Below are 12875 nucleotides of genomic sequence, written 5' to 3'. Positions count from 1 at the left end.
GGGATGGGCACAACACCGGCGACGACCTCGCAGCGTGCCGGCCGTGAGCCATGGCCAACGCGCCCGCGCGTGGCCACCACTCCATCGGCGGTCAGACGCCGGCGGCCCGCTTCCACAGCAGATTGCGCAGCGGCGGCAGCGCCCCCGCGATGCCCAGCGCATGGCTGCGCAGCAGCACGGGCAGCAACGCCTCGTTCGAATAGGCGCGGTTGATCGTCTCGAACGCATGCGCAGCAACCGCACTCTCGCTGCGACGGGTGCGCGCCCAGCGCGCGAGGCGCTGCCCGCCGTCCCAGCGGGCGCCGCGGCGGCGGGCATCGGCGATGCTGTCCGCCAGGCCGATCACGTCGCGCAGGCCCAGGTTCACGCCCTGCCCGGCCAGGGGATGCACGACATGTGCCGCGTCGCCGATTACCAGCACCCGCTCACGGATGTGGCTGTCGGCAAGCTGACGCCGCAACGGGAAGGCGGCCCGCGCCGACACCGGCTTGAGCGCGCCGAGTCGGCCACCCGACGCGCGGGTCAGCGCATCCGCGAACGCCGCATCGTCGAGCGCGACCAGCCGCGCGGCCTCGGCGGCTGGCACGGTCCAGACGATGGAACTGCGCCCGTCGGCGACCGGCAGCAGCGCCAGCGGACCGGTCGGCAGAAAACGCTGCCAGGCGGTGTCGCGATGCGGCGCTTCGCTTTCGATGTAGCCGACCACGCCGGCCTGCCCATAGTCGTGGGCGTCCACGCCGATGCCGGCGAGACCGCGCAAGGTAGAACCGGCCCCGTCGGCGGCAATGGCGATGCGGGCTTCGAGCCGGCCGCCGTCGGAGAGCCGCAGCGAAACGCCGTCATCGTGCTGCTCCAGCGCTTCGACCGAGGCCGGCGCCTGCACCTCGACACCGGCTGCCGCGAGCCGCGTCCACAACCGGTCGACCAGCAGCCCGTGCTCGACGATCCAGCCGAGCTCGCGCATGCCCAGGGCGTCCGCATCGAACACCAGTTCGCTGCCACCGCCCGCATCCCAGACCTGCATGCGCCGGTAAGGCTGGGCGCGGGTTTGGCGAACCCCCTCCCACACGTCCATCCCGCGCAACAGCGCGGCGCTGTCGTGGGCGAAGGCGTAGACGCGCAGGTCCGGCGCCGCCGCCGACCAGCGCGCGGGCGCCCGCGCCTCGACCAGCACGACATCGAGATCCTGTGCGGCCAGGGCCAACGCGCAGGCGGCGCCGACCACGCCGCCGCCGACCACGACGACATCCCACCGGTCACGCCGGCTCATGCCGCACCTCCTCGACACAGCGCCGGCACGTCGCCGCGATAGCCCATCGCGCCACCGGCGAGCATCGCCTGCAGGCTGCTGTCGCGATCGATCGCCAGCAGACCGAGACTGCGCAACGGCCGCAGCAGCGCCGCCGGGTTGGCGGTGATGCGCGCAAGCCCGTCCGAGAACGCCAGCGTGCGCTCGCGATCCTCACGGCGACGCGCGGTGTAGTGCTCGAGCAGTGCCGGCGCGCCAGGATCCCCTGCGCCCGCGATGCACTCCGCCAGCGTCAACGCATCGCGCAGTCCCAGGTTGAAGCCCTGGGCGCCGACCGGATGCAGGCTCTGCGCCGCGTTGCCGACCAGCACCGCGCGCGTATCGACAACCCGTGCGGCGACGACCCGCCGCGCGGAATGCTGGCTGCGCGGACCCACGCCGAGCAGGCGCCCCGCGCGCCAGCCGAAGATCCGCTGCACGCGCGCCAGAAAGGCCGCATCATCCAGCGCGGCCACCGCCGCAGCGTCGGCCGCGGCGACGCCGTGGACCAGGCCGTAGTGGCGATCGCCGCGTGGCAGCAGGGCGGTTGGGCCGTCGTCGGTCAGGCGCTCGAACGCGCGCCCGTCCGGCGCCCGCGCCGTGCGCAGGCGCGCAATGAACAGCGTCTGCGCGTAGTCGTGGACTTCGGCCTCGATTCCAAGGGAATCGCGGATCGCACTGTCGCTGCCATCGGCACCGACCACCAAGCGCGCGCGCACGCGATATTCGCCATCGGCGTTGGCCAGGCGGACCACGCGCCAGCCGTCCTCGATGCCGTCAAAGCCGATGAAGCGCGCGGGCCGGTGCCGGACCAGCGCGGGCAGTTCCGACAGGCGCGCCTCCAGCGCTTCGCCGAAGTCCCGTGCGACCACGACCTGGCCGAAGGCTTCGCGACCGTAATCCGATGCAGCCAGCCGGACCCGGCCGAAATCGCCGGCGCGGCTGACGTGGATCTCGCGGATCGGCCCGGCCGGCGCCTGCAGCTTCTGCAGCACGCCCAGCGCGTTGAGCGCATGGACGGTGGCCTCGGCGAAACTGAGGTTGCGCTGGTCGAACACCGCGGGCATCGCACCGGGCGGCGTCGCTTCGACCAGCGCGGCACCGACGCCAGCGCGCTCGAGCGCGATCGCAAGACTGGCGCCAACCAGGCCGCCGCCGACGATGAGCACATCGTGCCGGTCGGACGCAGCGTCGGCACGCGGGGAAATGCTGGATATCCGGGCATCTTCAGGCATTGCGCTATGCTAACGCCCCCATTGTCCGAACGCTGCCCGATGAACCGTCCTCTGTCCGATGCGTTGCTGGCTCCGGGTCCGCTGATGTTGGCCGTGATGATCGTCGTCGCCGCGCTCAGCCGGTTCCTGCCGATGCCGCCCAACTTCGCGCCTGTCGTGGCCGTCGCCCTGTTTGCCGGCGCCTTCTTCGCGCACCGCGGCCTGGCCGTTGCCGTGCCACTGCTGGTGATGGCGCTGTCGGATCTCGCACTGGGCCTGGTTCGCGGCGGATCATTCATGGAGTACTTCACGAGCTCGGTGTACGCCCCCAGCCTGCTGATCAATTACGCCTGCATGGCGCTGATCGTGGTGCTGGCCTACGGCCTGCGCGGCCGGGTCACCGGCGGGCGGGTCCTCGGTTACTCGCTGGCGGGTTCGGTGGTGTTCTTCGCGGTCAGCAATTTCGCGGTGTGGCTGACCGCCATGTCGGTGCCGGGCCACGCTGCCTGCATGGCTGGCCTGATGCCGTGCTACGTGGCAGCCGTGCCATTCTTCAAGTGGACCGTGCTCGGCACGCTGTTCTACTCCGCCCTGCTGTTCGGCGGGTTCGCGATGCTCCGCGCACGCATCCCGATGCTGCGCGCACAGACGGTCTGACGCCTGCGGCATCGCGCTGCCGACCGCTCCTGTCCTCAAGCCGGGAACGCCGATGGGTAACCGCCTCTCCAGGATCTACACCCGCACCGGCGACGACGGCTCGACCGGACTCGGCGACGGCGCGCGCGTTGGCAAGGACTCGTTGCGGGTCGCCGCCTACGGCACCGTCGATGAAGCCAACTCGACGCTCGGCCTGCTGCTCGCGGCGGAGGTTCCGGACGATATCCGCAGCCTGCTGACCACGGTCCAGCACCAGCTGTTCGACCTCGGCGGGGAGCTGTGCATCCCCGGCCATGCCGCGATCGAGGACGCCGACATCGAGCGTCTCGAGCAGCAGCTCGACCGCTACAACGACGACCTGCCGCCACTGAAGGATTTCATCCTGCCCGGCGGCGGCGAGGCGGCTGCGCGTTGCCACATCGCCCGCACCGTGGTCCGCCGCGCCGAACGCGAGGCGGTCGCGCTCGCAAGGGCGGAGGATGTCCGCCCGCAAGCGGTGCGGTATCTCAACCGGCTTTCCGATCTGCTGTTCGTGCTGGCCCGGGTCCTGGCACGCGCCAGCGGGCACGGCGAGGTGCTCTGGAACCACGAGCGGCGGCGCTGAACGATGCACCACCCGGTCGGCTTCGACGACGGTGACCAGCGGCGAGTGCCGGTGTTCTCGCATCCGAGCTGCCTGGACCACGACACCGGCCCGGGCCATGCCGAGCGACCGGAGCGCCTCGCCGCTGTCATCGAGGCGCTGCGGGCCGCGTTCCCCGACCTTGATCTGCGCCAGTCGCCACCCGCGACGCGGGGGCAGCTGCTGCGCGTCCACGGCCCCGCCCTGCTCGCGACCGTGCTCGATTCGCACCCCACGGGACGCATCCCCCTCGACAGCGACACGTTGCTTTCGCCAGGCTCGGCGCAGGCCGCGCTGCATGCCGCAGGCGCCGGAGTCGCCGCCGTCGACACCGTCTTCGACGGCAGCGCCACTCGCGTGTTCTGCGCGGTCCGCCCACCCGGCCACCACGCGACCGGTGACATCGCGATGGGCTTCTGCCTGTTCAACAACATCGCCGTCGCCGCCGCGCATGCGCTCGACCGGTACGGACTGGCCCGTGTCTCGGTCGTCGATTTCGACGTGCACCACGGCAACGGCACCCAGGCCATCTTCGAGGCGGAGCCGCGGGTGCAGTACGTCAGTTCGCACCAGCTGCCCCTGTTTCCCGACACCGGCACGCGCCGCGAGCGGGGGGTGGGCAACATCGTCAATGTGCCGCTGGCACCGGGAACCGGCAGCCAGCATTTCTGCGAGGCGTGGCGTGAGCGGCTGCTGCCGGAGATCGAGGCATTCGCACCGCAACTGATCCTGGTCTCGGCCGGTTTCGACGCGCACTGGCGGGACCCGCTGGCCCAGCTCCAGCTCGAGGCCGAAGACATCGGCTGGCTGAGCGGCGAGCTCGTGGCCCTCGCCGACCGGTTCTGCGAGGGCCGGCTGGTCTCGATGCTCGAAGGCGGTTACGACCTGCAGGCATTGCGCGAATGCAGTGTCGCCCACCTGCGCGCGCTGTCGGCCTGAGGCGGATCGGAGCGCCCACCGGGGGCCGGAGCACGGTGATTCGACCCGCAAATAACGTGAACGAGCTGTCACGGGGGCGCATTGCCGCTGTCCCGGTGATCGGTCATGCTGGCGCCCGTTTTCCCCTGCTGAACGAACCCACCGTGCGCACAGCCCTCCGCCTGCTTCCCCTGCCGTTCTGTATTGCGGTGTCGCTGTCCGCCCAGGCCGACGATGCATTGCGTCCGAACTACTGGGCCCTGTGCCCGATCGAGGATGCGGTGCCGGCGTTCGCCGACGCTCAGGCGCCAGTCGGCACGGTCGAGGATCGCGAGCGGCAGCCGACCGACATCGATGGCGATGCCCTCGATGGCCTGTCGGGCATGGACTCCGATTTCACCGGCAACGTGAGCGGCAACGTGACCCTGCGCCGCGGTGACCAGTTTCTGGGCACCGACGACCTGCAGTTCTCCCAGGAGGACGGCACCTTTGTCGCGAACGGCAACGTGCGGTACCAGGACCGCGGCATGCGCGTTGTGGCCGACCGTGTCGAAGGCGACACGATCTCCGAGTCCTACCGGATGGATGCCGTCCGTTACCAGCTCACCGAGCGGCGGGGCAATGGTGGCGCGGACCACATCCGCATGGACGGCGCCGTCGGCGCGCTGCTCGGTTCGACCTATTCGACATGCACCCCCAGCGACCGGTGGTGGGAGCTACGGGCGGGCCAGATCGACATCGATACCGACATGGGCATGGGCACCGCGCGCAATGCGACCCTGCGCGTGGGCAAGGTACCGGTGCTGTACGTGCCGTGGTTCCGCTTCCCGATCGACGAGCGCAGGCTCTCCGGTCTGCTGTTCCCGCGGATCTCGCAGTCCAGTCGCAACGGATTCGACTACACCCAGCCGATCTATCTCAATCTCGCGCCCAACTACGACATGACGCTCGAACCGCGCTTCATGAGCCGGCGCGGCGTGCAGCTGGGCACCGAGTTCCGCTTCCAGACCAGCCGCGCGCGCGGTGAACTCGATGCCGCCTACCTGCCGTCCGACAAGCTGGCGGAGCGCGAGCGGGAGCGCGAGGCCGAGGAAGTACCGATCGTCGAGAACCGGCGCAAGGACGACCGCGGCTTCTTAAACTTCGGCGGCTCGCTCGACATCAACCCCACCTGGCAGGGGCGCACCAACCTCACCTGGATGAGCGATCCGCGTTACCTGGAGGACGCGAGCAACAACGTCGACGCCGGCTCGGCGATCAGCGCCCAGAGCCAGATCGGCGTATTCGGCCAGGGCACATCGGGGGATCTGGGCTACTGGAACGCGAGCGTGCTCGCCGACTATCAGCTGCTGACCGATTACACGCTGCCGGAGTGGATCCTTCCCTACAACCGCCTGCCGCATGCGTCCTTCACGTGGCAACGGCCGTACGGTCGCTGGATCACTACCGGCGTCGACAGCACCGCCACCCGCTTCTCGCATCTGGATCCTGTCGTGCGACCGGGCGGCAGCCGGGTCGACATCAAGCCCTATGTGTCGCTGCCGTTCGAGGGCGCGGCCTGGTTCGTGCGTCCGACCCTCGCCTGGCGCCATACCGCGTATTCGCTTGACCGCGAACTTACCGACCAGATCGCCGCGCAGCGCGCCCGCGCCGAACTCGGAATCCCGGGGGACCAGGCCGTTCCCGCCGACACGCTCGCGCTGTACCGCAACAGCTCACCCAGCCGCAGCCAGCCGATCAGCTCGATCGACGCAGGCCTGTTTTTCGACCGCAACACCCGCTGGCGCGGCGAGGACTACCTGCACACGATCGAGCCGCGAGTGTTCTATCTGCACTCGCCCTACCGCGACCAGTCCGCATTGCCAGTGTTCGACACTGTCCCGTTGACGTTCGGCTGGGGTCAGCTGTTCCGCGACAACCGTTACTCTGGCGCCGACCGGCAGGCCGACGCCAACCAGATCACGATGGCCATGAGCACGCGGCTGATCCGCGAATCGGACGGACGCGAAAAGCTCTCCGCAAGCCTCGGTCAGATCGTCTACCTGTCCGATTCCCGGGTCACTCTTCCGGGTGAGGCCGAGGTCGAAAAGGGCCGCTCGGCCTGGGTCACCGACGCCACCTATGCGATCAACGACCGCTGGACGGTCAGCGGCGCCTACCAGTGGGATCCGAAGTTCCGCCGGGAAGATCTGATGTCGCTGCGGACGCGCTACCTGATCGGCGAGGAGGGCATCGTCAATTTCGCCTATCGCCGCCGCGCCGAGCTGATCGAACAGGTCGACCTGTCGTTCCTGTATCCGGTCAGCCCGGCCTGGAGCGTGGTCGGACGCTATTACTATTCGTTCACCGACGACCGGCTGCTCGAAGCGATCGCCGGCGTCCAGTGGGACAGCTGCTGCCTGGCGGCCCGCGTCGTCGCTCGCCGCTACCTGCGCAATCGCCAGGGTGAGCTGAACAACGCGATCATGTTCGAGCTCGAACTCAAGGGCCTGGGCTCTGCCGGACCGAACACGGAGGACCGTTTGCGCCGTGCTATTCTCGGTTATTACCGCGACGATCTCTATCTCGTGCCGCCGTCCGAGCTGCGCAACAGCGACGACGATGAGACCCTCACCCCCGGCCTGAGCCAATGAAGACATTCATCCTTTCCCTCGCTGCCGCGGCCGCGCTGTTCGCAGCGTCCGCGAGCGCCCAGGACCTGCAGCCACTCGACCGCATCGCCGCCGTCGTCGACGAGGACGTGATCCTCGCCAGCGAGCTTGAGCGCGCCGTGGCCAACATCCGTGGCCAGTACGCGACGCGCCAGGACCAACTGCCACCGCAGGATATCCTCGAGCGTCAGGTGCTCGAGCGCCTCATCACGCTGCGCCTGCAGACGGCGACCGCCCAGCGCACCGGCGTGCGCGTGAGCGACCAGGACGTCGACCAGGCGATTGCCGCGATCGCCCAGCAGAACAACTTCACGATCGACCAGCTGCGCCGCCAGCTCGCCGGCGACGGGATGTCCTTCGACGATTTCCGCGACTCTCTGCGCGACGAGTTGCTGATCCAGCGCATGCGCCAGCGCTTCGCGCAGACCCGCATCTCGGTCAGCGACGCCGAGGTCGAAGCCGCCCTGTCGGCACAGGCCACCGGTGCCCAGTACCGTCTGGCGCACATCCTGGTGGCTTTGCCGGAAGGCGCGACACCCGAGCAGATCCAGACCGGCCAGCAGAAGATCGACGGCATCAAGTCGCTGCTCGACCGCAACGAGATGGAGTTCTCCGCCGCGGCCGTTCGCTATTCCGACAGCCCCAACGCCCTCGAAGGCGGTGATCTTGGCTGGCGCCGCGCCGACGAGATCCCGGCTGCGTTCGCCACTGCGGTCACCGACCTGCAGCCCGGTCAGATCATCGGCCCGATCCGCGGCCCGAGCGGCTTCCAGCTGCTGCAGCTGGTGGACCGGCGCGATGCTGCGCAGTCGTCCGGGGCCGGCTCGGTCACTGAATTCCAGGCGCGCCATATCCTGCTGCGTGCGCAGCCGGGTGACGATGCCGCGGCCAAGGCCCGCGCCGACAGCCTGCGTGCCCGCATCGTCGGCGGCGCCGACTTCGCCGAGCTTGCCCGTGAGAACTCGGACGACGCCAGCACCAAGGCCAGCGGTGGCGATCTGGGCTGGTTCACCCAGGACCAGTTCGGCCCGGATTTCGGCAGCCAGGTCGCGGCGATCGGCGACGGCGACGTGTCGCAGCCCTTCCGCACCCAGGCGGGCTGGCACATCGTCCAGCGTCAGGCCACGCGCCAGACCGCCGGCAACGCCGACAACCGCCGCGCCCAGGTCCGCGAGGCCATCGGCCAGCGCAAGCTCGAGGACGAGTGGGACCGTTACGTGCGCGAACTGCGCGGCGAGGCCTACGTGAGCGTGCGCGTCGGGCCGAATCGCGACCCCGAGATCGGCGGCTGAAATGACCCGTCCGCGGTTGGCGCTGGTCCCGGGCGAACCGGCCGGCGTCGGCCCGGAGTTGTGCGTGCGCGCCGCCTGGCGCGCCAGCGACTGCACGCTGGTCGCCATCGGTGATCGTGACAGCCTGCAGCGCGCGGCCGATGCGATCGGCCTGCCCATCGCCTTCACCGATCCCGATGCCATCGACGTGGCCCCCGGGACCTTGCGCCTGATCGACATCCCCCATCTGGCCCCGGCTGCGCTCGGCAGGCCGGATCCGCGCAATGCGCGCAGCATCATCGAGGGCCTGCTCTTCGCAGCCGCGGGCTGCCGCCAGGGCGACTTCGATGGCATGGTCACCGGACCTGTCCACAAGGCCGCGATCAACGCCGGCGGGGTGGCCTATACCGGGACCACCGAGCTGCTGGCGACCGACGCTGGCTGCGAGGTCGTGATGATGCTCGCCAATCCGCTGCTGCGGGTCGCGCTCGCGACCACGCATCTGCCGCTGCGCGCGGTCCCCGACGCGATCACCGCGCCGTTGCTGGAGCGGGTCATCGGCATCCTTGATGGCGCGCTGCGCCGCGACTTCCGCATCGAGAGCCCGCGCATCGCGGTGCTGGGGCTCAACCCGCATGCGGGCGAAGCGGGCCATCTCGGCCATGAAGAGCTGCAGACCATCGAGCCGGTACTGGCGCACCTGCGTGATGCGCGCGGCTTGATGCTCGAAGGGCCGCTGCCCGCGGACACCGCTTTCCTCCCCTCACGGCTGGCGAATGTGGATGCGGTGCTGGCGATGTACCACGACCAGGGCCTGCCCGTGCTCAAGTACAGCGGCTTCGAGCATGCGGTGAACATGACCCTCGGCCTGCCCTACCCACGGGTCGCGGTCGACCACGGCACGGCGCTCGAGCTGGCCGGCAGCGGCCGGGCGGATCCCTCCAGCCTGTTCGCGGCCATCGACCAGTGCGCGCGCCTGGGCCGCAACCGTATGGCGGGCCGGTGAGCGGGACGATCCACTGGGACGACTTCATGCGGGTGGACCTGCGCGTCGGCCGCGTGATTTCCGCCGAGCCGTTCGCGGCTGCACGCCGTGCCGCCTATGTGCTGCATGTCGACTTCGGCCCCGACATCGGCGTGCGCAAGTCCAGCGCACAGGTCACCGCGCACTACACGCCGGAGTCCCTCGTCGGGCGCCTCGTGGTGGGCGTGGTCAATTTCCCGCCCAAGCAGATCGGGCCGCTGATGTCGGAATGCCTGGTCACCGGCTTCCACGACGCCGACGGCCATGTCCGACTGTGCATTCCCGACGGCGATGTCGCCCCCGGCACGCGCCTGCTGTAAGCCTTCCCATTCGTCCGCAACGGCTGTTCCCACGATGACGCGTTCCCCTGCAACTCCCGGCACTTTCTCCGAGCCGGCGAAAAAATCGCTCGGCCAGAACTTCCTGCACGAGAGAGGCGTCGTGGATCGCATCGTGCAAGCGGTGAATCCGAAGCCCGGGGAGCGACTCGTCGAGATCGGACCAGGTCAGGGCGCGATGACATTCCCGCTGCTGGCGCGCCACGGCGCGCTGACCGCGATCGAGTTCGACCGCGACCTGCTCGAGCCACTGACGGTGCAGGCGGCGCCGCACGGCGCGCTCACCCTCATCCACGCCAACGTGCTGGATGTCGACTTCACGGCGCTCGCGGACGGCGCGCCGATCCGGCTGGTCGGCAACCTGCCCTACAACCTCTCGTCGCCGATCCTGTTCCACGCGCTCGACCACGCCGCGGCCATCACCGACATGCATTTCATGCTGCAGAAGGAAGTGGTCGAGCGCATGGCTTCGGGCCCTGGCAGCAAGGTCTACGGGCGCCTGAGCGTGATGCTGCAGGCCTATTGCGAAGTGACGATGCTGTTCGTCGTCGGTCCCGGCGCGTTCCGGCCGGCGCCCAAGGTCGACTCGGCCGTCGTGCGGCTGACCCCGCGTCCGGCCGAGACGATCGGAATCGTCGATCCACGCCGCTTTGCCGACATCGTGCGCGCCGCGTTCGGACAGCGCCGCAAGACACTGCGCAACGCGGTCTCGACACTGATGGACAGCGATGCCATCGCCGCCGCAGGCATCGATCCGCAGTTGCGTGCGGAGCAGCTGTCGGTCGCCGATTTCGTGCGGCTGGCGAACCATCCGGTAGCGGCGTAGTCGAAGCATTCATGGCCTCCGGATACACTGTGCGCGACATGGACGAGACTGCCGACTACACACTGGAAATCCAGATCGCGACGCGATTCCTCGATGAGGAATCGCAGCCCGATGACGACCGTTACGTCTTCGCCTACACGATCCGCATCCGCAACGTCGGTCGCCTGCCGGCGCAGCTGCTGGGGCGCCACTGGGTCATCACCGATGCCAATGGCAAGACCGAGGAAGTCCACGGCGACGGCGTCGTCGGCGAACAGCCGCGGCTCGAGCCGGGCGAGGACTTCATCTACACCTCCGGCGCGGTGCTCTCCACCGCGGTCGGAACAATGGAAGGCTCGTACGACATGATGGGCGACGACGGCGCGCATTTCGACGCTCCGATTCCGCCGTTCACGCTGTCGATCCCGCGAACCCTGCACTGATGGCGATCTGGGCGATCGGCGATCTGCAGGGCTGCTACGGCCCCACCCAAAGGCTGCTCGAAGCGATCCGCTTCGACCCGGCGGTCGACCGCCTGTGGTTCTGCGGCGATCTGGTCAATCGTGGCGGCGAATCGATCGAGACGCTGCGCCTGGTGCACTCGCTGCGCGAAAACGTCGTCAGCGTGCTGGGCAACCACGATCTGTCGCTGCTTGCGATCGCCGAGCGCCGGGAGGAAGACCAGCGCAAGGTCAACTCGGACCTGCAGGGCGTACTGTTCGCCCATGATCGCGACGTGCTGCTCGACTGGCTGCGCACCTGCCCCTTGCTGCACGTGGACCGCGAACTGGGCTGGATGATGCTGCACGCGGGCCTGGCGCCGCGCTGGGACGTCGAGCTCGCCCAGCGCCACGCGCGCGAGGTCGAACACAAGCTCCGCGGCGAGGGCTATCGCAAGCTGCTGCGCAACATGTACGGCGATCGACCGGCATGGTCACCCAACCTCACCGGCCATGACCGCGACCGCGCGATCATCAACGTCTTCACGCGCATGCGCTACTGCGCCCCGCGTGGACGTATCGCCTTTGACGAAAAGGGCAAGCCCGGGACCCAGCAGCCCGGCCTCTACCCCTGGTACGAAGTGCCCGGCCGCGCCGATCGCGATCTCAAGATCGCCTGCGGCCACTGGTCGACGCTGGGACTGTTCATCGGCCACGGCGTGCACGCACTCGACACCGGTGCGGTGTGGGGCGGCAAGCTCACCGCGCTTCAGCTCGACGCCGAAACCCTGCGCGTGGTGCAGGTGCCGGGCCGCGACGTTTCCGGCCTGCCGCCACGCAAGGGACACGACTGAGTCAACCCGCGCCGCAGTCCCGCGAGCGGCCGCATTTCATCAGCATCCGCCCTCGCGCCGGCAGCGCTTGACCCAGGGCGCGTCGGCGCATTCGCCACACGCCCGGTGACTCGCCGACCGCTCGTCAATCGACGGCACCACGACGCTCCCGACCCACTGCGTCACACGACGGTGCCGGCAGGCATTGGCGCGCGTCGCGAGCGCTGACGTGCGTGGCTTGTGATCAGGCCCCGTCAACGCCGCCGATATTCAACGAACTCGAACGCATGTGCGTGCCGTGCGTCGCTTGCATGCATCTGGCGCGAGACCTCGCGCCACTGGCAGGCGTCCCAGGCGGGGAAGAACGCGTCCGCGTCCTCCACGATCGTGTCGACATGGGTCAGTTGCAGCACGTCTGCATGCGGCAGCGTCAGCGCGTAGACCTCGCCGCCGCCGATCACGCACAACTCCGCAGCGCGCTGACCCTCTGCGATCGCGATCGCCGCGTCCAGCGTGGCCACTGCCTGCATGCCCTCGAAGGGCACGCGGCCGCTGCGCGTCAGCACCAGGTTGGTCCGTCCCGGCAGGGCGCGGCCGATCGCCTCGGCGGTGCGTCGGCCCATCAGCACCGGCTTGCCGAGCGTCAGTCGTTTGAAGTGCCGGAAATCGTCCGGCAGGTGCCAGGGCATCGCATTGCCGCGGCCGATCGCGCGATTGCGGTCGAGCGCGGCGACCAGCACGACGCGCGGCGCCGCGCGGCGCGTGTAGGCATCGCCCGTTTCATGAGGCTGTTGGCCGGGATCGCCCATCTGCT

Annotated in this window: 13 protein-coding genes; 10 read left to right on the top strand and 3 right to left on the bottom strand. The window is 69.3% G+C overall.

What is annotated here, in order from left to right; all coding sequences use genetic code 11:
* Positions 1-91 precede the first annotated feature (91 nt).
* A complete protein-coding gene (locus CNR27_RS05845) occupies positions 92-1270 on the bottom strand; it encodes an FAD-dependent oxidoreductase (RefSeq protein WP_096297351.1) in 1179 nt (392 codons plus the stop codon).
* Positions 1267-2523 (bottom strand): 2-octaprenyl-6-methoxyphenyl hydroxylase, encoded by a 1257-nt coding sequence (gene ubiH, locus CNR27_RS05840; protein WP_096297350.1) that lies wholly within the window; start codon positions 2521-2523, stop codon positions 1267-1269. The genes CNR27_RS05845 and ubiH overlap by 4 nt, the downstream gene beginning before the upstream one ends.
* A gap of 39 nt (positions 2524-2562) precedes the next feature.
* Here ubiH and CNR27_RS05835 point away from each other — a divergent pair, with 39 nt between their 5' ends.
* From CNR27_RS05835 to CNR27_RS05790, 10 genes are all read left to right on the top strand, one after another.
* Positions 2563-3159, top strand: a complete 597-nt coding sequence (locus CNR27_RS05835; RefSeq protein WP_096297349.1) for a DUF6580 family putative transport protein — start codon at positions 2563-2565, stop codon at positions 3157-3159.
* A gap of 52 nt (positions 3160-3211) precedes the next feature.
* On the top strand, positions 3212-3763 hold the full coding sequence (locus tag CNR27_RS05830) for a cob(I)yrinic acid a,c-diamide adenosyltransferase (RefSeq protein WP_096297348.1): 552 nt from the start codon (positions 3212-3214) through the stop codon (positions 3761-3763).
* Positions 3764-3808: 45 nt separating this feature from the next.
* Positions 3809-4720, top strand: a complete 912-nt coding sequence (locus CNR27_RS05825) for a histone deacetylase family protein (protein WP_096300351.1) — start codon at positions 3809-3811, stop codon at positions 4718-4720.
* Positions 4721-4863: 143 nt separating this feature from the next.
* Positions 4864-7332 carry an LPS-assembly protein LptD gene (gene lptD, locus CNR27_RS05820; RefSeq protein ID WP_245815762.1) on the top strand — a complete coding sequence of 823 codons (2469 nt, stop codon included), beginning with the start codon at positions 4864-4866 and terminating at the stop codon, positions 7330-7332.
* Positions 7329-8642, top strand: coding sequence for a peptidylprolyl isomerase (locus CNR27_RS05815; protein ID WP_096297346.1), 1314 nt, complete (start codon positions 7329-7331; stop codon positions 8640-8642). Before lptD ends, CNR27_RS05815 begins: the two co-directional genes overlap by 4 nt.
* Before the next feature lies 1 nt (position 8643).
* Entirely contained in the window at positions 8644-9627 is a 984-nt protein-coding gene (gene pdxA, locus CNR27_RS05810) for a 4-hydroxythreonine-4-phosphate dehydrogenase PdxA (RefSeq protein ID WP_096297345.1), read from the top strand.
* Positions 9624-9965 carry a tRNA-binding protein gene (locus CNR27_RS05805; RefSeq protein ID WP_096300349.1) on the top strand — a complete coding sequence of 114 codons (342 nt, stop codon included), beginning with the start codon at positions 9624-9626 and terminating at the stop codon, positions 9963-9965. The genes pdxA and CNR27_RS05805 overlap by 4 nt, the downstream gene beginning before the upstream one ends.
* Positions 9966-9999: 34 nt before the next feature.
* Positions 10000-10809: a 16S rRNA (adenine(1518)-N(6)/adenine(1519)-N(6))-dimethyltransferase RsmA gene (rsmA, locus tag CNR27_RS05800; protein ID WP_096297344.1), complete on the top strand. Its 810-nt coding sequence runs from the start codon at positions 10000-10002 to the stop codon at positions 10807-10809.
* A gap of 38 nt (positions 10810-10847) precedes the next feature.
* Positions 10848-11231, top strand: coding sequence for a Co2+/Mg2+ efflux protein ApaG (gene apaG, locus CNR27_RS05795; RefSeq protein ID WP_096300347.1), 384 nt, complete (start codon positions 10848-10850; stop codon positions 11229-11231).
* On the top strand, positions 11231-12082 hold the full coding sequence (locus CNR27_RS05790) for a symmetrical bis(5'-nucleosyl)-tetraphosphatase (protein ID WP_096297343.1): 852 nt from the start codon (positions 11231-11233) through the stop codon (positions 12080-12082). Before apaG ends, CNR27_RS05790 begins: the two co-directional genes overlap by 1 nt.
* Before the next feature lie 233 nt (positions 12083-12315).
* On the opposite strand, the gene CNR27_RS05785 is transcribed toward CNR27_RS05790, so the two are convergent.
* The gene (locus CNR27_RS05785; protein WP_425435511.1) at positions 12316-12798 is read right to left on the bottom strand and encodes a dihydrofolate reductase; all 483 of its coding nucleotides are present in this window, start codon (positions 12796-12798) and stop codon (positions 12316-12318) included.
* Positions 12799-12875: the final 77 nt, after the last annotated feature.

Origin of the sequence: Luteimonas chenhongjianii (assembly GCF_002327105.1) — a bacterium.
GTDB classification, from domain to species: Bacteria; Pseudomonadota; Gammaproteobacteria; order Xanthomonadales; family Xanthomonadaceae; genus Luteimonas; species Luteimonas chenhongjianii.
Note: the sequence above shows the minus strand (reverse complement) of the source record. Positions and strands in the feature narration are given on the sequence as shown.

Excerpts from the sequence above, each read along its gene's own strand:
- CNR27_RS05845 (WP_096297351.1), bottom strand. The coding sequence starts at position 1,270 with ATGAGCCGGCGTGACCGGTGGGATGTCGTCGTGGTCGGCGGCGGCGTG.
- ubiH (WP_096297350.1), bottom strand. The coding sequence starts at position 2,523 with ATGCCTGAAGATGCCCGGATATCCAGCATTTCCCCGCGTGCCGACGCT.
- CNR27_RS05835 (WP_096297349.1), top strand. The coding sequence starts at position 2,563 with ATGAACCGTCCTCTGTCCGATGCGTTGCTGGCTCCGGGTCCGCTGATG.
- CNR27_RS05830 (WP_096297348.1), top strand. The coding sequence starts at position 3,212 with ATGGGTAACCGCCTCTCCAGGATCTACACCCGCACCGGCGACGACGGC.
- CNR27_RS05815 (WP_096297346.1), top strand. The coding sequence starts at position 7,329 with ATGAAGACATTCATCCTTTCCCTCGCTGCCGCGGCCGCGCTGTTCGCA.
- pdxA (WP_096297345.1), top strand. The coding sequence starts at position 8,644 with ATGACCCGTCCGCGGTTGGCGCTGGTCCCGGGCGAACCGGCCGGCGTC.
- rsmA (WP_096297344.1), top strand. The coding sequence starts at position 10,000 with ATGACGCGTTCCCCTGCAACTCCCGGCACTTTCTCCGAGCCGGCGAAA.
- apaG (WP_096300347.1), top strand. The coding sequence starts at position 10,848 with ATGGACGAGACTGCCGACTACACACTGGAAATCCAGATCGCGACGCGA.
- CNR27_RS05790 (WP_096297343.1), top strand. The coding sequence starts at position 11,231 with ATGGCGATCTGGGCGATCGGCGATCTGCAGGGCTGCTACGGCCCCACC.